We start from the raw sequence: 24,875 nt of genomic DNA, 5'->3' as shown, positions 1-24,875 counted from the left end.
TTATGTTCCGAATACAAGAAAAAGGTATACATTCGCTAATAGACAAGCTAGAGCGCATTTTTCTAATAACACATTCCATCCCTTTGCTAAATGGCCTACTATTAGGCTATTTCATCGACATTTCTCCCCTTTAATTCTCCTTCTAATTACAAATTCTTAACAAAAGTGAAAATAATCTCGTCCTTTTATTGCAATTAGTGATAAAATAAAATGTATATCGTTAGGTAGGTGTCAACATGGGAAAAATAATCTCCATCGCAAATCAAAAAGGTGGCGTAGGGAAAACAACTTCATCCGTTAATTTGAGTGCTTGCCTCGCCCATTTAGGTAATAAAGTGTTACTTGTCGATACAGATCCACAAGGGAACGCAACTAGTGGGGTAGGTGTGAATAAGGCAGATGTTAAGCATTGTATTTATAATGTGCTAGTAGAAGATATGCCGGCTGAAGAAGTTTGCATTCCCACAAACGTAAACAACTTAGATATAATACCTGCAACCATCCAGCTTGCCGGAGCAGAAATTGAGCTTGTTCCGACTATTTCGCGGGAAATTAGGTTGAAAAAATCCTTGGAGAGTCTTAAAGAAGAGTATGATTACATTCTTATCGACTGTCCGCCTTCATTAGGTCTATTAACACTAAATGCACTAACATCATCTGATTCCGTGTTAATCCCAGTACAATGTGAATATTACGCTTTGGAAGGCCTAAGCCAACTATTAAATACAATTCGTCTTGTTCAGAAGCATTTGAATAAACATCTTATGATTGAAGGGGTTCTTCTGACTATGCTGGATGCTCGTACAAATCTAGGAATCCAAGTAATCGACGAAGTGAAAAAATACTTCCAGGACAAAGTCTATCAATCTATCATACCGAGAAATGTAAGGTTGGGAGAGGCGCCAAGTCATGGACAACCCATTATAACGTATGATCCTAAGTCTCGAGGTGCAGAAGTATATCTTGAATTAGCGAAGGAAGTGGTGGCCAATGGCGAGAGGGTTAGGTAAAGGTATAAATGCTTTTTTTCCTGAAATTGAGGAAAAGCCAGATGAAAAAATAGAGGAAGTTTCTATTTCAGAATGTAGGCCAAATCCTTATCAGCCAAGAAAGACATTTCATGCTGATGCAATTGAAGAACTTAAAGAGTCAATTTTAGAATATGGCATTATCCAGCCGCTCATAGTTCGAAAAAGTATTAAAGGATATGAAATTGTAGTAGGAGAGAGAAGATTCCGTGCTGCAAAAGAGGCTGGTCTGGAAACTGTTCCTGTTGTCATCAAAGAACTATCTGATGATAGGATGATGGAACTAGCTCTTTTGGAAAATCTCCAAAGGGAAGATCTAACACCGATAGAGGAAGCGCACGCCTACACAAATTTGATGACTGAGCTAAAAATCACCCAGGAAGAGTTGGCAAAAAGACTTGGGAAGAGTAGATCTCATATTGCAAACATTGTTCGACTTCTTTCCTTACCAGAGCAAATCATCGCTTATATTAATAATGGGGAAGTTTCCATGGGTCATGGGAGAGCGTTATTAGGTTTAAAGGATAAAACAAAGGTAATCCCACTCGTGAATAAAGTTCGTAAAGAAAAATTAAACGTGAGGCAAGTCGAACAGCTAATTATACAGCTGAACGAAAACCCAGTTAAAAAAGATGTGGAAAAACCTAAAAAGGACGTATTTCTCCAGGAGAGAGAATCCTTTTTACGTGATCGGTTTGGTACAGCAGTAACAATCCAGCGCGGGAAGAAAAAAGGTAAAATCGAAATTGAGTTTTATACAGACGATGACTTACAGCGAATCATTGAAGTGTTAGAAGATTGATCGGAAAAGACTGGCGGTGTATATCGTCAGTCTTTTGCTATTAAGTCCACTAGTCACAAGCATTTCTTAGCTTTTCTTGAACATATTGTTTCACGTGGAACAATTCTAAAAGAGAGACATTTTACATACTGGAGAGGTAACAATGGTATTATACGGGACACTAGTAAATGGCGGACTTATTATTATTGGAAGCATATTAGGTTTATTCTTTACCAAAATCCCAGAGCGTTATAAAGAGACAGTCATGCATGGGATTGGATTGGCAGTTTTGCTCATTGGTTTACAAATGGCATTCACAACAGAAGTCATTATTATCGTGTTATTAAGCCTGTTAACCGGGGCAATTATTGGTGAACTTCTAAGGTTAGAAGAAGGCCTCAACCGCCTAGGTAATTGGATAGGAAGCAAATTTACGACAAAGAACGACAATTTTAGTGTGGCACAAGGCTTTGTTACGGCTTCTTTGATTTTTGTGATTGGTGCTATGTCCATACTCGGTGCATTAGATAGCGGCATACGTGGAGATCATGAAGTGCTTATAACAAAGGGTATACTGGATGGGTTTGTTGCACTGGTGCTCACGACAACACTGGGATTTGGTGTGATCCTATCTGCAATCCCTGTAGTTATTTATCAAGGTGCAATCGCCTTACTCGCAACACAAATAGAAAACTGGCTTCCAGAAGCCTTCCTTAATGGACTTATTGTTGAATTAACGGCAGTCGGTGGACTACTAATCGTAGCAATTGGTTTAAATCTATTGAAGTTAACTCAAATCAGAATCGGGAACTTACTTCCTTCCATTCTAACAGTGGGTATCATCTACTCTATTTATTATCTTATATAAATATGAAAAACAACGGGTGCATACTCGTTGTTTTTCTATTTGATCTTAAATTTTATTCAACACCTAGGATGGCGGTGCTGATGTTTTCATTTCTTCAACTAAATCGCAGTACGACAGAGGGCTTAGGCTGATTATATGTCATGCGTTGATCAATTTGGTCCAATACACCCGCGATTTTGGTTGCCATATCCATTACAATCGACAGTCTCGTGTTTTGAAGGACGGAATGCTCCATGAATCCACTTATATTTACCACTCCAGTAAGATGCACATCCCCGATATCTGGTAAGGGTTTGTTTAAGGCCGCTCCTGGCTTAATAGGACCAGTCCCAGATATAATGTGACCTATGGAAGAGTTTTTCCCGAGACAGGCATCTATGGCAATAATAAAAGGGTTAATATGTCGCTTGTTTATAAGTTCAATATAATCGTGGAGATTTGTAGCATGTACTGGTTCATGAAGGGTTCCATATACAGACATATGCTTTGGTTTAGTTTCAGTAAAGAGGGTACCAATTAATGGACCTAGGGAATCACCTGTTGAGCGGTCGGTACCAATACATACGAGGACATAATCTCTTGGTATAGCCGGCAGCCATGAAATTATCTTTTCGCTCATGACATGAAATAGCTCGGGGTCTGTGTGGTGCATACGAAAGTTTTCTTTAGTAGGGGTGATACGACTTTTTAGATTCATAGCTTATCCTCCAAATACATATTGGTATAGTATACGGAAAATTTCAGAAATCTATACATACAATATGGATATATGGGGGACAAAAGATGCGAGCAGGGATAAAGTGGATGTTTTTAATTATTGGGACGACAATTGGGGCAGGATATGCCTCAGGGAGAGAGCTATGGCAATTTTTTGGCCATGAAAGTGGACTTGCTATTCTATTGTTTGCTATGTTTTTTTCCCTTTCATGTGGGGTGATCATGAGTCTGAGTTTTAAAAAGCAATCGGTTCATTATTTGCCAGTGTTACGTATTATCGTTGGCAAGAGGATGACGGGGATTTACGATGTCATGATATTTCTATATCTATTTACTACAACGGTCGTTATGATTGCTGGAAGCGGTGCTACAGGACAAGCGTTTAATTTCCCCTATTGGTGGGGTATAGGTATTATGTTAATGGCGTTGATAGCACTGTTTATGAAGGATATAAATGGACTGCTTTCTATAAATCAATTCATTCTCCCACCCCTGTTAGGTGGTTTGGTGTACGTTTTACTATTATTTACGATTGATCAAGAACTCGAGCTATTCTCCCATTGGCGTGAACAACGTAATTGGACAGCAGCTTTTCCATTCACAGCATTAAACATTTTACCGTTAATCGCCGTACTTGGAGCAGTTGGGAATAAAGTGAAATCAAAAAAAGAAATATGGGTAGCCTGTATTGGGAGTGGTGTACTGTTAGGAATCATTTCCTATATCTATAATAATAGTCTTATCCAAATTGCAGACGAGCTACTCCTTTACGAGATTCCGTTATTTGCCATTCTACAGCATTACCCCGTGCAAATGATTATTTTCATAAGTATCTTATTATGGTTTGCGATTTTTACAACTGCAGCTTCTGGTATTCTTGGCATTGTGACTAGAATTCAAAGTTATGTAAACAAACCATTATGGTTGATTGTCGTGGTTACCTTGGTTACAATGATTCCATTAACGGCATTAGGATTTAGTACACTGGTTAGTTATTTGTATCCGATCTATGGGATATTGAATTTATATGTGTTAACTAGACTGCTGCTATTTCCTTTATGGTATAAACAAACGTAGAAAAAAATAGCAACATGACGAGGAGGAGAAGTAGTGTTAAATTTTGAAGATACTTGGGATTATCTAAAAGGCCCAGATTTATGGTTGTTAATCGGGGAGAGAGTTTTTAAAGTCATTTTAATTATAGTATTGGCATTAATAGTTGTCCGGGTTACAAGGAAAGTAGTAGACCGTCTCTTTAAGAAAAGAGAAAAAGGGCCAATTCGTATAACAGAAAGAAGAGAGAACACGCTAAAGAAATTAATTAAAAATGTAGTAGCCTACATTGTCTATTTTGTTGCTATCATTATGATTTTGGATAATGTTTTTGGCTTTCAAGTCGGAGCGCTACTAGCAGGAGCTGGTGTAGCTGGACTGGCTATCGGGTTTGGTGCGCAAAACCTTGTGCGTGATATCATATCCGGGTTCTTTATTATTTTTGAGGATCAATTCTCCGTAGGCGACTATGTTGGAGTCGCGGGAATTGAAGGAACGGTAGAAGAAATAGGACTTCGTACTACGAAAGTACTGAGCTGGACTGGCGAGTTAAACGTGCTGCCAAACGGCAATGTAACACAAGTTATTAACTATTCTGTTCATAATGGTCTTTCTATAGTAGACGTTAATATCCCTTATGAAAGCAATGTAAATGATGCTGAAAATGCAATCAACAATATTGTCGCTACACTACCAGATAAGTACGACTTTATTGTTGGGGTTCCAGAAATCATTGGCGTACAAAATTTAGATGTATCACACTTTACGATCCGCATCATTGCTGATACACTTCCTGGTTTCCAATGGGCCGGTGAACGAAATATTCGAAAAGAAATTCAAAACCAATTGTACAATGCAGGAATCGAAATCCCTGCACCACGTATTGTAATGTACTCTGGAAATGATAAAGAAAAATTACTAGATAAAAATCGCGAGCGCGGCGAGTAATTTCCCTATATAATAGAGCTATTAACTTTAAATAAAGGAGAAAAGGGAATGGCGGAGAAAGATTTTAACTTACATGATGTTGTGCAAATGAAGAAGCCTCATCCGTGTGGAGAGAATCGCTGGAAAATAATTCGGATGGGAATGGACATTCGAATTAAGTGCCTTGGATGTGATCATAGTGTGATGATTCCACGAAGAGATTTTTCAAAGAAAATGAAAAAGGTTTTGGAAAAAGCAGAAGCGTAGTCTCAAGCGATGCTTGCGGAGGAAACGAAAAGTTTTAATACGTGTAAAATGGACGATTCTCCTGGAAAAATGGTATCATGAGAGTAGAAAAAGATAGTGTTAGATAAAAAAATAAGGTTAAATACGAAAATAGGCATTTTAAAATGCCTATTTTTGTTTTTTGCTAGCTTGTCAATTGATTGTCTACTATCTATAATTAGGAGGACTACCACGTTCATGTGAATGGAAATCCTTAAGGAGTGAAGGTTGTATGGCTTTAACAGCAGGAATCGTCGGTCTTCCGAATGTCGGAAAATCAACATTATTTAATGCAATAACGCAAGCGGGAGCAGAAGCTGCGAACTATCCGTTTGCAACGATTGATCCCAATGTAGGTATTGTGGAAGTACCCGACGAGCGCTTAGATAAATTAACAGAATTAGTAAAACCGAAGAAAACCGTACCCACTGCATTTGAATTCACTGATATCGCAGGAATTGTAAAAGGTGCAAGTAAAGGAGAGGGGCTAGGAAACCAATTCTTATCCCATATCCGCCAGGTGGATGCGATTTGTCAGGTCGTCCGCTGTTTCCAAGACGAAAATATTACACATGTTTCCGGAAAAATAGATCCACTTGATGATATCGAAATCATTAATTTGGAGCTAATTTTGGCTGACTTAGAAACCGTCAACAAGCGGTCTCAACGTGTAGAAAAACTGGCAAGACAAAAGGATAAAGAAGCGGTGGCCGAGCAGGAAATACTTGTGAAGCTAAAGGCTGGACTAGAAGAAGAAAAGCCTGCTCGAGCATTAGACTTCTCGGAAGATCAATGGAAAATAGTAAAAGGCCTTCACTTACTAACAGCAAAGCCGACATTATATGTGGCAAATGTTAGTGAAGAAGAGGTTGCAGATCCTGATGGCAATGAAAACGTACAAAAGGTAAGAGAATTTGCAGCTGCAGAAAATGCAGAGGTTATTGTCATTTGTGCGAAGATAGAAGAAGAAATTTCGGAGCTTGATCAGGAAGAGAAGGAAATGTTTCTCGAAGATCTCAACATTACGGAGTCTGGATTGGATAAGCTTATTAAAGCATCCTACCATCTATTAGGACTAGCTACGTATTTTACTGCTGGAGAGCAGGAAGTTCGAGCTTGGACATTCCGTGAAGGCATGAAAGCACCACAGGCAGCAGGTATCATTCATACAGACTTTGAAAGAGGCTTTATTCGTGCAGAAACGGTGTCTTACGAGGATTTGGTAGCTGCAGGAACGATGGGACAAGCAAGAGAAAATGGTAAAGTGCGTTTGGAAGGTAAGGAATACATCGTTAAGGACGGCGATGTCATTCATTTCCGTTTCAATGTGTAATTAAAAGTATAACGAAAAAAGGATCTCTCGAAACCTTGTTATTTCAATAAAGATTTGGTATAATACACTATTGTGAGTAATTATTATTACGATTACTCCTTGCCCTTGGTGAGAAAGGCATCTTGCCTGACAAAAAATAAGGGCCGCTAAGACCAAAAGGAGGTGTAACGGATGAGAAAATACGAAATCATGTACATCATCCGCCCAGATATTGAAGAGGATGCTCAAACAGCTCTAATTGAGCGCTTTAATGGTATTCTAACTGATAATGGCGCGGAGATTGAAAAAGTTGATGAAAAAGGCAAGAAACGTCTTGCTTATGAAATCAAAGACTATCGTGATGGATATTATGTAATCATTAATTTCAGCGGTGATGAAAATGCAGTAAATGAATTTGATCGCCTTGCTAAATTCTCTGATGACATTATTCGTCATATTGCAATTCGAGAAGAAGATAAATAATAGGGAGTGGTTCTGATGTTAAATCGTGTCGTACTAGTTGGCAGGTTAACGAAGGATCCCGATTTACGTTATACACCCAACGGAGTGGCCGTAGCTAATTTTACTATTGCAGTTAATCGTCCTTTTTCTAATCAGCAGGGAAACCGTGAAGCTGATTTCATTAACTGTGTGGTCTGGAGAAGACCTGCTGAAAACCTTGCAAACTTTATGAAAAAAGGAAGCCTGATTGGTGTGGATGGTCGTGTTCAAACACGTACGTTCGAAGGCCAGGATGGAAAAACGGTATTTGTAACAGAAATTGTTGCAGACAGCGTCCAATTCCTTGAATCTAAAGGAGCCCAGGGTAGAGGACAGGACAACTCAGGAGGTTTCCAACAAGATAGAAACCAAAATCAGTATCAGCCTAATCAGAATCAGAACCAAAACCAGAACCAAAATCAGGACGACCCATTCCGAAATAATGGGGAGCCTATTGATATATCAGACGATGATTTACCATTCTAATATAAAAAGGAGGGTTATCAATGGCAGCTCGTCGCGGACGCGCAAAGCGTCGTAAAGTGTGTTATTTCACAGCAAACGGAATTACACACATCGATTACAAAGATGTAGATTTGCTAAGACGTTTCATTTCTGAACGCGGAAAAATTCTTCCTCGTCGTGTAACTGGAACTTCTGCAAAATACCAACGTAAATTGACTGTAGCAATTAAACGTGCTCGTACAATGGCATTGTTACCATTCGTAGCAGAGTAATTGTAAATAAAACCTCCAGATCCTTATATGGATCTGGAGGTTTTTTAATTGGTTGGGAAATTGATGAACTTATTTAAAAACATAGCAGAAAAACTACTCAGCGACGAGGCATGCCTTCGATCTGTTTATCCTGGAGCAACCGTTCGTAAGACCCCAATTCAAACCATGAAGTGAAACCGTTAAGTTTTTAGTGGGAGTAAACGGGCGCTAACACCCCGATTCGTTCAACTAACAATAAGTGGGGGAAGAAAGAACCCGACTTACTAAAGTTTCACTTTATCTGTTAAACCCATGCTCATCAAAAATTTCTTTTGCTGTCTCGCTTTGTAGAAAATCAATAAATTTCTCTGAGTCGGCATGGTTGGTGCTATAGGTAGTAACTGCTACTGGAAACTCTATGGGATCATGGAGTTCTGAATCAACAGGAAAGAGCATTTCCAGTCGATCTGATTCAATAATATCGGAATAATAAACAAACCCAGCGTCCACTTTTCCTGATTCAATAAAAGTTACCACTTGGGAAACATCCTTTGCATAGAAGAAAGAATGGGATAAGCCATCCCAGGCATCTGCGGCTTGCAGTGCTTGCTTTGCATAGGTGCCAACTGGTGAAGTCTCAGGTTGCCCCAATATAATTTTATCAAACGAACTCTGCCTTAATTCCTCAAATGACGACACATCAGAATCTTCTCCAGCTGTTTCGGCAAGCACTAGTTGATTTGTTGCAAAGTTTGTTCTAGAGTCTTGTGTAATCATGGATTGATCTGCAAGCATGTCCATCCACTCCTGATTTCCAGAGATAAATAGATCAACAGGAGCTCCTTGCTGTATTTGTTGGGCGAGCTCTCCGGAGGGACCGTAATCTACGTTAATGTTAATATACGGATTCTCCTCTTCAAATGCTTCCACTAAATCGGGCAAAACGCCGGACATACTGGATGTTGTAGCCAATAGTAAATGGGTTTCCTCAGTAGATTTTACAAATGGTTCATTTGAACAACCGGTAAGGCTTACTAAACCAATTAATACGAATACTAGATACTTCATAGGAAATAATCCTGCTCCTAACTATATGGATTCGGTTATTTTTTACTTTCTTCGCTTTGGATAGATAGAGATAATAAAGAACAGCATAATTAAAATATAAACAAAAAAGGCGCCTAACAACATATCATCTACAGGAAAAAGTAATGCAATGATCGTATATATAATAAACGGAATCGTTGCAATAAATACGCTCATTTTCCAAAGTAGTGGGAACTGTAGCTTGCGTTCCATCAGTTTTGCTAAACCGAGACCAATGTAAGCGATGAGGGAGATACCGATACAAACAAAAATAGCCATTGGCAAATAGTAAAAGATAAAGAAATATATAATTAGGAAGGCTATGTTAAGTTCTGCTGACACGCCGCTATTTTCTACAATGCGATCAATAAAAGCTGGAATGGAGACAAGTATAAGTAGAATAAACATATAGATAATCGCAATATCCATGCTAACACGGTTTAGCGAGAAGGTAGCTTTCTTACTTGGGAGTTTAAGGCTTTGTAGAAATACTTGACGAAATTTCATATTATTCATCCTTATTTAATAGTCTACCTTCTATTATAAAGGAAAACCAACTCACATGATGGAAAAAACATGACATTTTTATTAACGGGACATGTAGCCTTTTTGTAAGAAAAAACCGTTACAAGTTATAACAGGATATTCCCCGGGAAATAATATTTTCTACTGTTTTCGACAAGCCTTTCAATAAAAAACATGTTATCATAATAGAAGGTAATCTTTTTGTCCGCTTTAAATTAGTATTAGGCGAATGAAGCTTCCCCCTACTTTACTGCTTACATCTTGCCGAGCAATAAAGTGGGGGGATAAATGTTAAAGTGGAATAATATTTGTTGAAAGTTAGATGAGGTGCGAAATGAATCAATCTAAAAAATTAGTAGACGGAGCTATCCTGACTGCAGTATATGCAGTTCTTCTGCTTGTCAGTGTATTTGTTCCTGTAATATCAATTCTAGCGGTGGTACTATTACCAATACCGTTCGTGATTTATACATCAAGGCACGGTGGGAAGCCTGCTTTGTTGATGTGGCTAGCAGCAACAATTATCTCGGTGCTTATCGTTACTACTTTCTCCTTACCTATTGCCGTTTTAATGGGTGCTGGAGGGATAATGATCGGGGGCGCGATATATCGTAAGCTCTCAGCTCATGAAACATGGGCCAGAGGAACGTTTGGATTTATTGTTGGACTTCTCTTTGTATTTGTTTTTACACAGGTTGTCTTTCAAGTAAATTGGACAGAAGAAATAGAACAGCAAATGAATACGTCAATGGACTTGACCTTTGAGACACTTGGTGAATTCGGATTTTCAGAACAAGAACAGGGAGAGGAAATGGTTAGCCAAACAATCGATCTCCTTGTAAACCTATTGCCAGTTTTCCTTGTTGGAGGCGCCATTGTAATGGCATTTATCAGTCAATGGCTTAGCTATAAGGTGCTAAATAGACTAGATAAAAAAGAATTGCGGTTTCCGCCGTTCCGAACACTTCGGTTTCCGGCATCATTAATTTGGGTATATTTCTTTGCTTTAATCGTATCATTTTTGGTAAGTGACACGACAAGCTTCTTTTATACTGGAGCACAAAACATACTTGCTTTAACAGGGCTACTGATGACCCTACAGGGATTTTCATTTATTTTCTTTTATGCACACCATAAGAAAATGTCAAAAGCAATTCCTATATTCAGTGTGGTACTCACCCTTCTATTCCCAACACTCTTACTGTTTCTTGTACGATTCATCGGAATTATAGATTTGGGATTTGGGATGAGAGACCGTCTTGATAAAAAAGATGAATAGTCCTCAAAAATTGGTTTTACGCAGTAGGAGCTGATGAAAATGCCAGATGGAAAGAAGAACCCTATGCTAAGTAGTCACTTATGGATCATTTATTTACTATCTATCGTATTGCTCGTTGTAATATGGTATTTCCAGTGGGTGCTTGGTCTTATCATGACATTGTTACTTGGGGCATCCTTTTTTTACAGCATTCGTACGGAAAGAACTTTGCAGGATGAAGCAGAACAATATATTTCAACATTATCTTATAGAATAAAGCGGGTCGGTGAAGAGGCCCTGCTTGAAATGCCGTTTGGAATTATCTTATATAATGAGGATTACACCATTGAGTGGGCAAATCCTTATATGAATCAGTTTGCAGACGATAGTTTGGTTGGGAGCTCACTCCAGCAATTATCCGAAGATCTTATTCCAATGATTAAAGAGAATAAAGATAGCATATGGTTTCACTTAGAAGGCTATGAATTTCAGACAACGGTGAAGAAGCAAGAGCGATTGCTTTATCTTTTTGATCGGACAAAGCAGGCTGAGTTACAACAACTGTATCATGATGACCAGACAGTATTAGCCTTTATTTTCTTAGATAACTATGAAGAGATTACCCAGAACATGGATGACACTAGTAAGAGTCAACTCAATTCCAGGGTAACGGAAGTTCTAAATAAATGGTCTACCTCCTATGGGCTTTACTTAAAGCGTACTTCCCAGGAAAGGTTCTTGGCTGTTGGTACAAAAGATATTTTACAAAAGCTTGAAAAAGTGAAGTTTGATATTCTTGATGAGGTTCGTGAGTTAAGTGGAGAGCAGAATAACCCTGTAACACTAAGTATCGGTGTTGGTCAGGGAGATGTTGATTTACCAACTTTAGGCGAGCTTGCGCAGTCGAGTCTCGATTTAGCGCTTGGACGCGGAGGCGATCAGGTAGCAATTAAAGATGAATCAGGGAAAGTAAGATTTTATGGCGGTAAAACAAACCCGATGGAAAAAAGAACAAGAGTTAGAGCGCGCGTCATCTCCCATGCTTTAAAAGAATTGGTACGTGCAAGCGACAATGTTATCATTATGGGGCATAAATCCCCTGATATGGATTCACTTGGTGCGGCGATCGGAATTTTAAATATCGCGAAAGCCAACGATGTTGAAGGCTATATTGTGTTTGATCCAGATGATGTCGATACAGGTGTCTATCGATTAGTGGATGCCATTAAAGAAGAAGAGAGTGTGTGGCAGCACTTTATTGAACCAGGTGAAGCAGAGTCTATTACAGGCAACAGAAGCCTGGTCGTTGTTGTTGATACGCATAAACCGTCCATGGTAGCGAGTGAGAGTCTGCTACACCAAACAGAATACAAGGTTGTTATTGACCACCATCGTAGAGGGGAAGAGTTCATCGATAACCCAACCCTTGTTTATATGGAACCATATGCGTCTTCCACTGCTGAACTGGTGACAGAGCTTTTAGAATACCAGCCGAAAAAACTGAAGCTGAAGATGCTGGAAGCTACTGCACTACTTGCAGGGATTATTGTCGATACAAAAAGCTTTACATTACGTACAGGATCGAGAACCTTTGATGCAGCCTCTTACTTAAGAGCTAAAGGTGCAGATACCGTACTTGTTCAGCAGTTTTTAAAAGAAGATCTCGATTTATATATTGAAAGAAGTAAGCTTATTGAGCGGGCAGACGTGTACCGCGACCATATTGCCATATCAAAAGCGGATGAAGGCACTGCCTATGGGCCGGTATTAATTGCCCAGGCGGCTGACACATTATTGACAATGAGTGGAATTAGCGCATCATTTGTCATTTCCGAGCGAAAAGATGGTAGAATAGGAATAAGCGCCCGTTCATTGGGTGAAGTAAATGTTCAGGTAATCATGGAAAAAATGAATGGTGGCGGCCATTTAACCAATGCCGCAACTCAAATAGAAGATACTACAATCGATGATGCAGAGAAACTGCTCAAAGATATTTTAGAAGAGTACTATGAGGGGAGAGAAGCTGAATGAAAGTAATTTTATTACAAGACGTTAAAGGAAAAGGCAAAAAAGGTGATGTGAAAAATGTTTCTGATGGTTATGCACGTAATTACCTTTTAAAAAATAACTTGGCAGAGGAAGCAACCAATGCTAATATGAAAGCTTTAGAGGCACAAAAGAAAAAGAGTGAACAACTAGAGCAACAAGAAAAAGAAGAAGCAATGGACTTAAAAGACACACTTGCGGAGCTTACAGTTGAACTAAAAGCAAAATCCGGTGATAGTGGTCGACTTTTTGGTTCTATTACAAGCAAGCAAATTGCAGAAGCCTTGCAAAAAGAGCATGGCTATAAAATAGATAAACGTAAAATTGAGCTAGATGAGCCAATCCGTGCACTTGGGTATACAACAGTACCAGTTAAACTCCACCAAGAGGTATCTGGCTCGATCAAAGTACATGTAGCAGAAAAATAAGCATTCCACCGTACCATGTTTTTTTATGAACGATGGCACGCTGATGGGAACATGTTATCTTTACACGTTAGGCAAGTATCAAATTTTAGCTGGGGAGTAATGCCGACGTAGTTAAAATTTTGAAGGAGGGCTCACTTTTAAAAGGTGAGCCTTCTATCATGAAATCACAAAAGAAAGGGGGCGGGGTACATGAGCGACACATGGAGCGATCGTAGACCACCACATAATATAGAGGCAGAGCAATCCATTATCGGTGCTATATTTCTAGATCCAGAGGCGTTTTCGACAGCATCAGAACTGCTCGTAGCAGAGGATTTTTACCGGGCAGCACATCAACGTATCTTTGGTGCGATGATGAAGCTTGCTGACAGAGGTGAGCCGATTGATGTCGTTACGGTTACCACGTATTTGCATAATGCAAAGCAGCTTGAGGAAGCTGGAGGTGTAACGTATCTTTCCGAGGTGGCTGAAAGTGTCCCAACCTCTGCGAATATAGCATACTATTGTAAAATAGTTGATGAAAAAGCGTTGTTACGCCGTCTGATTCGATCCGCTACAGACATTGTTACAGCTGGATTTGAACGGGAAGATGAAGTAGAAGATGTATTAAACGAGGCTGAGAAAACAATTCTAGAGGTTTCCGGACGAAAAAACTCTGGTGCTTTTAAAGCAATAAAAGATGTATTAATCGATGTCTATGATAATATTGAGCAACTTCATCACCAAAGCGCGGATGTTACTGGGATACCGACAGGCTTTCGTGATTTAGATCGTATCACCTCAGGCTTCCAACGAAATGATTTGATTATTGTAGCTGCCCGTCCATCTGTTGGTAAAACGGCCTTTGCCTTAAACGTAGCGCAAAACGTGGCCGTTAATACAGATGAAAATGTAGCGATATTTAGTCTGGAGATGGGAGCAGATCAGCTTGTACAGCGTATGCTCTGTGCTGAGGGGAATATTGATGCCCAGCGCATGCGGAATGGACAGTTGCAAGCAGATGACTGGAGTAAGCTAACGATGGCAATGGGAAGCCTCTCCAATGCCGGTATTTATATTGATGACACACCTGGTATTCGGGTTGCTGATATCCGCTCCAAATGCCGTCGATTAAAACAAGAGCATGGGCTTGGGATGATTCTAATTGATTACCTGCAGTTGATCCAAGGTAGTGTTAATTCTAAAGAAAACCGACAGCAGGAAGTTTCAGAAATATCCCGTTCATTAAAAGGACTTGCCCGTGAACTGAACGTACCGCTTATCGCGCTATCTCAGCTTTCTCGTGGTGTGGAACAAAGACAAGATAAACGCCCAATGATGTCCGACCTTCGTGAATCAGGTAGTATTGAGCAGGATGCTGATATTGTTGGCTTCCTATATCGTGATGATTACTATGATACAGAATCAGAGAAACAAAACATTATCGAAATCATAATTTCCAAACAACGTAACGGTCCAGTTGGTAACGTAGAATTGGCCTTCGTTAAAGAATACAATAAATTTGTGGACTTAGATCATCGCTACTCAGAAAGTGATGTTCCACCAGTCCCAGTGTAATAATTTGAGCAGTCTTTCCTGTAGGAGAGACTGTTTTTTATTCGTTAAGGGGTATAATTTAACGTCCCAAGTATAGGAAAAGAAGGGCGAATACGAGTTTTTCTAATAAATTAGGACAATATATCAAATGAGTAAAAATCTAGGTAGTGGCATAGGTAAGATCCCCGGCTTGCAGAGTACAGCGCCCCCAGCAAAGGGGAATATTTCCCACAGCGCCGATTTAGAAATTTTTCAATCATGCTCTTTAAGGGTTATGTATATATCAAACAAAAGTCCTCTATCACGAACAATAAAATTTATTCATATAACATTGTTCGTATTTTGCATTGACTGGCATGAGTAAAATTGGTAAACTTACAATGGTGATTAAAGAAAACATATAATATAAATATTTGTGGAGGTGCACTATGTCCTCAGTAGTAGTAGTTGGAACACAATGGGGCGATGAAGGGAAAGGAAAAATTACTGACTTTCTATCGCAAAATGCAGAGGTAGTTGCCAGATATCAAGGTGGTAACAACGCTGGACATACAATTAAGTTTGATGACGTTACGTATAAATTACATTTGATTCCATCCGGAATTTTTTTCGATGATAAAATTTGCGTGCTTGGTAATGGAATGGTAATTGATCCAAAAGCATTCGTAGAAGAGGTTGCATATTTACATGAACGCAATGTATCAACAGATAACCTGCGTATCAGTAACCGTGCACACGTTATCCTACCATATCATTTAAAACTAGATATTTTACAAGAAGAAGAAAAAGGAATAAACAAAATCGGGACAACGAAGAAAGGAATTGGTCCTGCTTACATGGATAAAGCGGCACGTATGGGAATTCGAATTGCCGACTTGATGGACAAGGATGCCTTCCGTGAAAAGCTAGAACAAAACCTTAAAGAGAAGAACCGTTTATTTGAAAAAGTATATGAAGTAGATCCAATCCAAGTGGAAGAAATTCTTGAAGAATATTACGAGTATGGACAGCAAATGGCTAAGTACGTTTGTGATACATCCGTAGTACTTAATGACGCACTTGATGAAGGTCGCAGAGTATTATTTGAAGGTGCACAAGGTGTCATGCTGGATATTGACCAAGGAACCTATCCATTTGTAACTTCCTCCAATCCAATTGCTGGTGGAGTAACAATTGGTTCTGGTGTTGGTCCAACTAAAATTAACCATGTTGTCGGCGTATCCAAAGCCTATACAACGCGTGTTGGTGATGGCCCATTCCCTACAGAGCTACATGACGAAGTTGGTAACCAAATCAGGGAAGTTGGTCGTGAATATGGTACAACAACAGGCAGACCACGTCGTGTTGGCTGGTTTGATAGTGTCGTTGTTCGCCATGCGCGTCGTGTCAGTGGTATCACAGATTTATCGCTAAATTCACTTGATGTCCTGACAGGAATCGAAACATTGAAGATTTGTGTAGCATACCGCTATAAAGGGGAAGTTATTAACGAATTCCCTGCAAGTCTTGTGGCACTTGCCGAATGTGAACCAGTCTATGAAGAAATGCCAGGCTGGTCTGAAGATATTACGGGCGTTAAAAGCTTACATGAACTACCAGAAAATGCACGTCATTATCTAGAGCGTATCTCCCAACTAACAGAAATTCCGCTTTCTGTGTTCTCTGTTGGGCCTGACCGCAGTCAGACAAATGTGGTACGGAGTGTATATAGCTAAGTAAGGAATGGAGAGTCAGCCATGAAGGAAGAAGTACCTTAATAGGTCCTTCCTTTATGGCTGTCTTTTTGCATTTCATTTTTATAATAAGCACTTTGTGTTTAGAAGAAGGAAATCAACCAGTTCACTAATAGGCGGGTAAAGACATTTGCCCCAAAGTACGGTAGAATAGAAGTAAGTGTTTTAATAAAGATGGCGAGCGGAAAGTGTAATTTCGTGATGTCGCCACCAGCCGCCATTGCATTAATATGGCGCTGGTTTAAAACCGAACTTTTTGAACAACCTCAAGTAAGTATGTGAAAAAAAAGGATGTGGCAAAGATGAGTCAAAAGATTTTAGTAGTTGATGATGAACAGCCAATTGCAGATATATTAAAGTTCAACCTTGAAAAAGAAGGCTATGATGTCGTACTTGCACATGATGGCGATGAAGCCATACAAGTAGCAGAAGCGGAAAAGCCTGATTTAATATTATTGGATATTATGCTACCAAATAAAGATGGGAATGAAGTGTGCCGAGAAATCCGAAAAACACAGATGATGCCAATCATTATGCTAACAGCAAAAGACTCCGAGATCGATAAAGTCCTTGGATTGGAACTAGGAGCAGATGATTATGTTACGAAGCCATTTAGTAACAGGGAAGTAATTGCCCGAGTAAAGGCAAATCTGCGTAGACAACAAGCGGCACCTGACGATACAGTGAAAGCAACGAAGGATATTGTGATCGGTAAACTGGTGATACATCCAGATGCCTATGTTGTATCAAGAGATGGGGAACAAATTGAGCTTACCCATCGTGAATTTGAGCTGCTTCATTATCTGGCCCGCCATATCGGGCAGGTGATGACAAGAGAGCATTTACTGGAGACGGTATGGGGATATGATTATTTTGGTGACGTGCGAACAGTAGATGTTACGGTGCGTCGACTTCGTGAAAAAATTGAGGAGAATCCAAGCAATCCGATCTGGATTGTAACCCGAAGAGGTGTTGGATATTATTTACGCAGTCCTGAGCAGGAGTAATGTGGAATGAATAAAGTTGGTTTCTTTCGTTCGATACAGATAAAGTTCATTATCATCTATATTCTGTTGCTTTTAATAGCGATCCAGGTGATTGGCTCTTTTTTTACAACGGAGTTGGAGAATCAGCTGGTTAAAACGTATAAAGACTCCATTAATGACCGTGTTAATCTGATCTCTCATAATCTTGAACAGGCATTAAACAGGGTGCCGTCCGGAGCTGAGGATGAGGTAACACCTGAGGAGGAAGTTCGCGGTATTATTTCCGAAGTAGCCTCAGAGGATAATATAAAGCTTCAGGTTATTACCAACCAAAGCAGAATTATGGCAACGAACGATTATCAGAGTCAAAGCGATGTAGGAAAGAAAATATCAAACGAACTCGTTCAGAGTGTACTTACGCAAGGCGGAACCACGGAAATAAAGGAGATGCAGGATAGAGAGACGAAAGACCAGTTATACGTGATTGTAAAACCTCTTTATAAAGAAGGGGAGGAAAACGTGACGGTCGGATGGCTCTATGTTGTAGCGAATATACAAAGGGTTTATGACCAGCTCGATAACATTAACGATATTTTCCTTAAGGGTTCCCTTCTTGCTATCGCGGTATCGGCTTTTATTGGTATTTTAGTAGCTCGGACTATTACTAAACCGATTAAAGAAATGCGTCGTCAAGCACAGTTAATGGCACGGGGAGATTTTACCCAAAAGGTAAATGTATATGGAAGAGATGAAATTGGGCATCTTGCCGATACCTTTAATGATTTGAACAGTAGGTTAAAACATTCCTACGCCACCATTGAAGAGGAACGAAGAAAGCTTAGTTCGGTACTCTCGAACATGTCCGATGGTGTCATTGCAACAGATAATGCTGGAGCAGTTACGTTGATGAATGAGGCAGCTGGCAGGTTAATCGGTCATGATCCAGACGATATTATCGGGGAGCTACTCATTGATGTATTACAGCTTGAAGATAAGATCGTCGATATAACGGAGTTACAGGAAAGTGGCTCGATGATCATTGATTTTAGTAGTGAAGAAGAAGAGTTTCTTGTTAAGGCGAATTTCTCCACTGTTGCGGATGACGAAGAGGAGATAACTGGTTTTATCACCGTTATAAGCGATGTCACCGAACAGGAGAAGGTAGAACAAGAACGTAGGGATTTTGTTTCCAATGTATCACATGAGCTTAGAACCCCATTAACGACAATGCGGAGCTATTTAGAAGCATTAACGGATGGAGCTTGGAAGGATAAGGAGATTGCGCCTAAGTTCCTTGATGTAGCGCAAAATGAAACAGACCGTATGATCCGTATGGTTAATGATCTACTGCAGTTATCTAAAATGGATGCAAAAGAGTATCCACTTCAAAAGGAACGGACGGAATTTGTCAGCTATTTCCATCACATTATTGACCGCTTTGAGATGAATACGCCAGAACATATTACGTTACATCGTGACTTGCCTCGAGGTAAGTATCTTGTTTGGCTTGATAAGGATAAAATGACGCAGGTACTTGATAATATCATTTCTAATGCCATTAAGTATTCTCCTGAAGGTGGAACCATTCAGCTTAAGGTTGAAAACAACCGTCATCACATCCTGGTTAGCATTCAAGATCAGGGGATGGGAATCGCGTATGATAAGCTAGAAAAAATCTTCGAACGTTTTTACAGAGCGGATAAGGCGCGCACACGAAAACTTGGTGGAACAGGCTTAGGATTAGCTATAGCCAAGGAGCTAGTTGAAGTACACCACGGGAAAATTTGGGCGAAAAGTGTAGAAGGGAAAGGAACGACTATTTTCTTTACACTACCACTTATGAACAAGAAGTGGAGGGGTGAGCGATGAGAATGGAGACGACTAAATCGTTTTTATTAATTATACTAATTGGTGTGAGCTTATTGCTGACCTTTGGCCTATGGACCTACCAGCCCTCAGAAGGCGATGCTTCTTTGGGCGATGAAGATACCGTTACCGGTGACCTTGGGGGAACAGAGGAAACAATTAAAACCATTGTTGAGCCGCAGTCCCTCGTTTTTCATTCACAAGGGGAACACTACGGATTTCCCTCCCCTCAGTTGGAGCGAGAATTCTATGAAGAGGTCCAAAGGTGGAAGATGAGTAATTTTCGGGAGAAACAAAATATAAGTGGGTTGGAACCTGAAATGGAAATGGAGTTCTCCGATGCCTTGCCTATGACGCTTGCAAACATTCTATTTAATTTAGATCAACCTGCGGAAAGCCTGCCGAACTGGTCATTTAATCGTGTTCTGATCGATTACGAAGAGAATAGTTCATTATTAGAGGTGACCTTTGTTTCGGTAGATCAACAACGCCAAGCAAGTGCGGTTATTAATGATGCAAGCAGTTTTGAATTATTTCAATCTAAGCTTATTGATAAAGAGGATTTAATACAATATATCCATTTATCAGAAGGAGCAGGTAACGTTTATTTGCCTAGTCAAGCGGAAGATATGACCAACTATTCGCTTTCCGTTGTACCTCTTAATGAACAAATGCTAGTTAACTCTTTATTCCGGGATCCAACCATGGTGAGTCGTTCCCTGACTCCATTAGGACAACCCTATTTCAGTGATGCTGTACGAGAATTAAAAGTTGTAGATAATGGACGGGCTGTCAGTTTTATTAACCCAAACTCGGCGGAAGGGATACCAGCCCAAAGGCATGAACTGCTTCAAAGTAGTATGGGTAGCATTTCCGACCATGGTGGTTGGACAGATGACTACAAGCTGCTTTCGATAGATAGACGTGCTGGAATCGTTCGTTATCAAATGTTCTATGCAGATTATCCTGTCTTTGATAAGCCATCGGTAACTACGCAACTTACAAGGATCGAACAGGAATTCAAAAATGGAACCCTTGTCGGTTATCAGCGCCCACTGTTTCGAGTAACTTCTGAAATTGCTCCAGATCCAGAGCCTGCAAACCTCGACACAGGAGAGGAAATATTGACCTATTTACGGAACGACAAAGAAATTTCTTTAGAAAATATTGAAGCTATTCGCCTTGGTTATCAACTTACTTACAATGATGACGATAATGCTAACTTCCTAAGTCTAGAAGCTAAATGGTACATGAACTATAAAGGTTCCTGGAAGCCGGTAAGGGAGGAGAACAAGGATGCAATGGAGTCAAATTAAAACCCTATTTATCCTCTGTTTTCTCGTGTTGGATATTTATTTACTTGTACAATTTATCGATAAGCAGGACAGAGCAGCTCAAGAGCAGTATCCAGGAGGAGAAGACCTCACACTTCAAGAAGAATTGGAGAGAGAGGAGATCACTCTCGGAGATATTGATGTAGGTGTAGAGAAAGATTCTTCTATCTCTGTTTTACCAATGGAATATACCGATAAGCAAGTAGGAGAAATCGAAAGCTTGGAAAACCAGGAAGCAGTATTAAACACAGAAGATCTTATCGTTGGCCATATGGATGAGCCAGTACCCATAGCCGAGGACGCAGGCGGTGAGGAAATTAGTAATATAATTAGTAATTTTATATACCAATTCGATAGTTATCAGTTTTGGAAATGGGATAAAGACTTGAATGTTCTCATTTTCTTCCAGGAGAAAGAAAACCAGCCCATCTATTACAACCAGAGCGCCCTTTTACTTGTCTATTTAAATGAAGACAATGAGATGGAGTATTATACCCAATCCATGCTTGGAGTGGCAGAAAGTAAAAACGACGATAGTAAGCGAACGCTCATCCAGCCAATTCAAGCAATTGGCACGTTGTATAATAATAACGAATTAGTTTCTAAAGACACGGTAGATGTTGATTATGGCTACCATACATGGATTTCGTCTCTTGAGAATGGAAAGCAGGTTTTCGCGCCGACTTATAAGGTATCTGTGAACGATGAGCGGGATTACTTTGTAAACGCCATTGAGGGACAAGTATTTTCCAACTCTGATGAAAGCTTTACGCGGGATATGGTAAGGGAGAATTTAGGTGATATTCAGCTTATCCCACAGGATGTTGACTGGAAAGAGGATATGATTAACAAACTTAGAACTTTGACACAAACAGAAACGGAAACAGAAACAAATCGGAGTGAATAACCATGACATTACGTTTTAGTGTGCTTGCATCCGGAAGCACAGGAAATGCGTTTTATATAGAATCCGACAAGGAAAGACTACTTGTGGATGCAGGATTGAGCGGAAAACAGATGGATCATCTTTTTAGTGAGATTAACATCGATCCTTCCACACTTACAGGCATTCTTGTCACACATGAGCATAGTGACCATATTAAAGGGCTCGGCATCATGGCCAGAAAGTACAACCTACCTATTTTTGCTAATGAAAAAACGTGGAATGCGATGGAGCGCAGTATTGGCAAGATTGGATTAGATCAGAAGTTTTACTTTAATATGGAGCAAGTGAAGACGTTTCAGGATTTGGATGTAGAATCCTTTGGCGTCTCACACGATGCGGCGGAACCAATGTTTTATACCTTCCATCATGAGGGGAAAAAGGTGGCACTAGTCACAGACCTGGGCTATGTATCTGAACGGATTAAAAAGACAGTAGAGGATGCAGATGCCTATATTTTTGAAGCAAATCATGATGTAGGGATGCTACGAATGGGGCGCTACCCTTGGAATGTAAAAAGGAGAATACTCGGGGACTCAGGCCACGTCTCCAATGAGGATTGTGGATTGGCCCTTACCGATATTATAAGTAACCGAACGAAGCGAATATATCTTGCCCATCTAAGTCTTGATAATAATATGAAAGACCTTGCTCGCATGTCAGTAGACAGTGTTTTACAGGAAAGAGGCATTACGCTTGATCTGCATGATACAGACCCTAAAGCACCGACACCTTTATACGAAGTTGTATAACATTTTTTGTTTATAATATTAGCGGTTAAGGAATACTATACTAGAGTGTTTAGACTTATTTCGGATAGAAGGGGATAAAGTTAGTTATGGGATATTACGATCAGAACTACCCACCAAACCCTCATCGCCGCCGGAAAAATAGAGGTTGGCTTGTTCCGGCATTACTTGGTGTCATAATTGGTATTTTATTAGTAGTTGTCGCATTGCCGGCATTGCAAGAGAATAATGTGCTCCCAGGTAATACATCAGAACAGAACCAACTAGAAAGCTCCAGTATGAATGAGGGCTCCCAAGGGTCAAGTAACGCAGTAAACGTAGATGTCTCTACCCAGGTTACAGATGTAGTAGAACAAGTAACCCCTGCAGTAGTAGGCGTAATTAATATTCAACAGCAGGGTGACTTTTGGCAACAACAGGAGTCAAATGAAGCTGGAGAAGGATCAGGTGTTATTTACAAAAACGAAGATGGTACCGCCTATGTCGTGACAAACCATCACGTTATCGAAGGTGCAGATAGCGTTGAAGTGGTACTATATGATGAGACACATTTAGAAGCTGAGATTATAGGCAGTGATGTGTTCTCTGATTTAGCTGTTTTAAGAATGGATGGAGAACAGGTTGAGCAGACAATTGAACTAGGTTCTTCTGCAAATGTAAAAGTAGGCGAGCCTGCCATTGCAATCGGAAACCCGCTCGGCCTCATGTTTTCAAGCTCTGTAACCCAAGGTGTTATTAGCGGGACAGAGCGTACGATTCCTCAAGATTTCAATCAGGACGGTCGTGCAGACTGGCAAGCTGAAGTAATTCAAACAGATGCGGCCATCAATCCTGGAAATAGTGGTGGAGCGTTAATCAATATTAATGGGCAATTGATTGGAATTAACTCCATGAAAATTAACCAGACTGCCGTAGAAGGAATAGGCTTTGCCATTCCAATTGATTCAGCCCTACCAATTGTGGAAGAGCTGGAAACAACGGGCGAAGTTACCAGACCATTTTTAGGTGTAGAAATCTACTCTTTGGATGAGGTACCACAGGCTGAATGGAAAGGTACCCTTAATCTGCCTAATGAAGTCGAGGGTGGGGTGTATGTTTGGAGTGTAGAGCCGTTATCTCCGGCTGACCAAGCAGGCTTAAAACGGTTAGATGTCATTACAGAATTGGATGGCAATCCTGTGATGAATATGATCGACCTTCGTAAAATTCTTTATCAGGAAAAAGAAATAGGAGATGAAATCACTGTCACCTATTACCGTGAAGGCGAAAAAAAGGAAACTACCTTAGTATTAGGAACCCAACAGTAATGAGAAAAGCTATCCTGCACCAAAAAGAGGATAGCTTTTCCAATTTATCCACAGAAATAAGTGGGTTATACACAGTTAGTGGATAATTATTTTGCCAAAATCAATATATGGTATAGAAAGAATGTTCGGCAACAAAATAACTACGAACATTTGTGCATATGTGCATAACTTTGTGGATAAAGTTAGTTTTTCCACATAGATTAGACAGGTTATCCACCACTTTTCAACAGAAAAGGTTCATACGCTTGTTTATAACTATTATCAGAGTACTATTTTCCCTCTAACATGTTGCCAAACTAGGAGTAAAAGAATAAGCATGACAATATCGAGTCTCGCCGCAAAGGCAAAGGAGAGTACCCCTTCATTAAAAAGGGTGGGTAGCTTTGAGAAATATAGTGCACCAAGCATGATGAGCAGTAATGGTGGGACAGCAAGATGAATATAGAGCCTCCCTGCAATAAGAATGCCACAACCAAGCTCAACGACTGCTACTAAAAATAGTGTTGCCTCAGGAAAAGGTAAACCCATGCTGGCAAACATCCCTCTAAAATCACTATCCACAAGCTTCATCATTCCTGAAATAATAAAGACAAAGCCAATTGCATAACAGATCCACGTATACGTTGGCATAGATAATTTCAACTTCATTTAATTCACCCCCAATATTTCTACATCCCATATGTAACTATATGCAAGTAACTGGACAACCTTGCCAAGCAATTAATAAAGTGAAACTTCAATCAGTGGGAGTTTTCGCTCTTCGACTAATTGTTAGTTGAACGAATCGGGGTGTTAGCGTCCGTTTACTATCACTAAAAACTCACTGTTTCTTTTCATGTTTTGAAGTGGGAGTCTTACGGAGGATAAATAAGAAAAGTTGGGAGAGTCCC

At 39.9% G+C, this 24,875-nt stretch carries 25 protein-coding genes; 21 read left to right on the top strand and 4 right to left on the bottom strand.

Annotated elements, in window-relative coordinates:
* Positions 1–236 precede the first annotated feature (236 nt).
* The 3 genes from BN988_RS16290 (at position 237) to BN988_RS16280 (ending at position 2,677) form a co-directional block, all read left to right on the top strand.
* Complete coding sequence (locus tag BN988_RS16290) at positions 237–1,010, top strand: ParA family protein (RefSeq protein WP_036578103.1); 774 nt, start codon at positions 237–239, stop codon at positions 1,008–1,010.
* Entirely contained in the window at positions 991–1,830 is an 840-nt protein-coding gene (locus BN988_RS16285) for a ParB/RepB/Spo0J family partition protein (protein ID WP_036578102.1), read from the top strand. Before BN988_RS16290 ends, BN988_RS16285 begins: the two co-directional genes overlap by 20 nt.
* A 142-nt stretch (positions 1,831–1,972) precedes the next feature.
* A complete protein-coding gene (locus BN988_RS16280; protein WP_036578101.1) occupies positions 1,973–2,677 on the top strand; it encodes a DUF554 domain-containing protein in 705 nt (234 codons plus the stop codon).
* Positions 2,678–2,771: 94 nt separating this feature from the next.
* On the opposite strand, the gene yyaC is transcribed toward BN988_RS16280, so the two are convergent.
* The gene (gene yyaC / locus BN988_RS16275; protein WP_036578100.1) at positions 2,772–3,374 is read right to left on the bottom strand and encodes a spore protease YyaC; all 603 of its coding nucleotides are present in this window, start codon (positions 3,372–3,374) and stop codon (positions 2,772–2,774) included.
* An 86-nt stretch (positions 3,375–3,460) separates the two neighbouring features.
* Here yyaC and BN988_RS16270 point away from each other — a divergent pair, with 86 nt between their 5' ends.
* The 7 genes from BN988_RS16270 (at position 3,461) to rpsR (ending at position 8,209) form a co-directional block, all read left to right on the top strand.
* Positions 3,461–4,471, top strand: a complete 1,011-nt coding sequence (locus BN988_RS16270) for a YkvI family membrane protein (RefSeq protein WP_036578098.1) — start codon at positions 3,461–3,463, stop codon at positions 4,469–4,471.
* Between the two features lie 33 nt (positions 4,472–4,504).
* Positions 4,505–5,395 (top strand): mechanosensitive ion channel family protein, encoded by an 891-nt coding sequence (locus BN988_RS16265; RefSeq protein WP_036578097.1) that lies wholly within the window; start codon positions 4,505–4,507, stop codon positions 5,393–5,395.
* Positions 5,396–5,443: 48 nt separating this feature from the next.
* Entirely contained in the window at positions 5,444–5,641 is a 198-nt protein-coding gene (locus BN988_RS16260; protein WP_036578096.1) for a DUF951 domain-containing protein, read from the top strand.
* A gap of 250 nt (positions 5,642–5,891) precedes the next feature.
* Entirely contained in the window at positions 5,892–6,992 is a 1,101-nt protein-coding gene (gene ychF / locus BN988_RS16255) for a redox-regulated ATPase YchF (RefSeq protein ID WP_036578089.1), read from the top strand.
* Between the two features lie 171 nt (positions 6,993–7,163).
* Positions 7,164–7,454 carry a 30S ribosomal protein S6 gene (rpsF, locus tag BN988_RS16250; RefSeq protein WP_036578087.1) on the top strand — a complete coding sequence of 97 codons (291 nt, stop codon included), beginning with the start codon at positions 7,164–7,166 and terminating at the stop codon, positions 7,452–7,454.
* 15 nt (positions 7,455–7,469) lie between these two features.
* Positions 7,470–7,958: a single-stranded DNA-binding protein gene (gene ssb / locus BN988_RS16245; protein WP_036578086.1), complete on the top strand. Its 489-nt coding sequence runs from the start codon at positions 7,470–7,472 to the stop codon at positions 7,956–7,958.
* 20 nt (positions 7,959–7,978) lie between these two features.
* The gene (gene rpsR / locus BN988_RS16240; protein WP_036578084.1) at positions 7,979–8,209 is read left to right on the top strand and encodes a 30S ribosomal protein S18; all 231 of its coding nucleotides are present in this window, start codon (positions 7,979–7,981) and stop codon (positions 8,207–8,209) included.
* A 276-nt stretch (positions 8,210–8,485) separates the two neighbouring features.
* On the opposite strand, the gene modA is transcribed toward rpsR, so the two are convergent.
* On the bottom strand, positions 8,486–9,256 hold the full coding sequence (gene modA / locus BN988_RS16235; RefSeq protein WP_036578082.1) for a molybdate ABC transporter substrate-binding protein: 771 nt from the start codon (positions 9,254–9,256) through the stop codon (positions 8,486–8,488).
* 42 nt (positions 9,257–9,298) lie between these two features.
* Positions 9,299–9,781 carry a DUF1189 family protein gene (locus BN988_RS16230; RefSeq protein ID WP_036578081.1) on the bottom strand — a complete coding sequence of 161 codons (483 nt, stop codon included), beginning with the start codon at positions 9,779–9,781 and terminating at the stop codon, positions 9,299–9,301.
* A 352-nt stretch (positions 9,782–10,133) separates the two neighbouring features.
* Here BN988_RS16230 and BN988_RS16225 point away from each other — a divergent pair, with 352 nt between their 5' ends.
* The 11 genes from BN988_RS16225 (at position 10,134) to BN988_RS16175 (ending at position 23,985) form a co-directional block, all read left to right on the top strand.
* A complete protein-coding gene (locus BN988_RS16225; RefSeq protein ID WP_036578079.1) occupies positions 10,134–11,078 on the top strand; it encodes a YybS family protein in 945 nt (314 codons plus the stop codon).
* A gap of 39 nt (positions 11,079–11,117) precedes the next feature.
* The gene (locus BN988_RS16220; RefSeq protein WP_036578078.1) at positions 11,118–13,088 is read left to right on the top strand and encodes a DHH family phosphoesterase; all 1,971 of its coding nucleotides are present in this window, start codon (positions 11,118–11,120) and stop codon (positions 13,086–13,088) included.
* Positions 13,085–13,531, top strand: a complete 447-nt coding sequence (gene rplI, locus BN988_RS16215) for a 50S ribosomal protein L9 (protein ID WP_036578077.1) — start codon at positions 13,085–13,087, stop codon at positions 13,529–13,531. The genes BN988_RS16220 and rplI overlap by 4 nt, the downstream gene beginning before the upstream one ends.
* 189 nt (positions 13,532–13,720) lie before the next feature.
* On the top strand, positions 13,721–15,088 hold the full coding sequence (dnaB, locus tag BN988_RS16210; RefSeq protein WP_036578076.1) for a replicative DNA helicase: 1,368 nt from the start codon (positions 13,721–13,723) through the stop codon (positions 15,086–15,088).
* A gap of 407 nt (positions 15,089–15,495) precedes the next feature.
* Positions 15,496–16,782 carry an adenylosuccinate synthase gene (locus BN988_RS16205; protein ID WP_036578075.1) on the top strand — a complete coding sequence of 429 codons (1,287 nt, stop codon included), beginning with the start codon at positions 15,496–15,498 and terminating at the stop codon, positions 16,780–16,782.
* A 320-nt stretch (positions 16,783–17,102) separates the two neighbouring features.
* Positions 17,103–17,807: a response regulator YycF gene (gene yycF / locus BN988_RS16200; RefSeq protein WP_036578073.1), complete on the top strand. Its 705-nt coding sequence runs from the start codon at positions 17,103–17,105 to the stop codon at positions 17,805–17,807.
* A 6-nt stretch (positions 17,808–17,813) separates the two neighbouring features.
* Positions 17,814–19,655, top strand: a complete 1,842-nt coding sequence (gene walK, locus BN988_RS16195; RefSeq protein ID WP_036578072.1) for a cell wall metabolism sensor histidine kinase WalK — start codon at positions 17,814–17,816, stop codon at positions 19,653–19,655.
* A complete protein-coding gene (locus BN988_RS16190; RefSeq protein ID WP_036578071.1) occupies positions 19,652–20,968 on the top strand; it encodes a YycH family regulatory protein in 1,317 nt (438 codons plus the stop codon). Before walK ends, BN988_RS16190 begins: the two co-directional genes overlap by 4 nt.
* A complete protein-coding gene (locus BN988_RS16185; protein ID WP_036578070.1) occupies positions 20,949–21,893 on the top strand; it encodes a two-component system regulatory protein YycI in 945 nt (314 codons plus the stop codon). Before BN988_RS16190 ends, BN988_RS16185 begins: the two co-directional genes overlap by 20 nt.
* A gap of 2 nt (positions 21,894–21,895) precedes the next feature.
* The gene (locus tag BN988_RS16180; protein WP_036578069.1) at positions 21,896–22,681 is read left to right on the top strand and encodes an MBL fold metallo-hydrolase; all 786 of its coding nucleotides are present in this window, start codon (positions 21,896–21,898) and stop codon (positions 22,679–22,681) included.
* An 86-nt stretch (positions 22,682–22,767) separates the two neighbouring features.
* A complete protein-coding gene (locus BN988_RS16175) occupies positions 22,768–23,985 on the top strand; it encodes a S1C family serine protease (RefSeq protein ID WP_036578068.1) in 1,218 nt (405 codons plus the stop codon).
* A 261-nt stretch (positions 23,986–24,246) separates the two neighbouring features.
* Here BN988_RS16175 and BN988_RS16170 read toward each other — a convergent pair whose 3' ends face one another.
* On the bottom strand, positions 24,247–24,633 hold the full coding sequence (locus BN988_RS16170; RefSeq protein WP_231495265.1) for a DoxX family protein: 387 nt from the start codon (positions 24,631–24,633) through the stop codon (positions 24,247–24,249).
* Between the last annotated feature and the right edge of the window lie 242 nt (positions 24,634–24,875).

The sequence above is a fragment of the Oceanobacillus picturae genome (assembly GCF_000612865.1).
Taxonomy (GTDB): Bacteria; Bacillota; Bacilli; order Bacillales; family Amphibacillaceae; genus Oceanobacillus_B; species Oceanobacillus_B jordanicus.
This window is presented reverse-complemented; position numbering and strand designations above follow the sequence as displayed.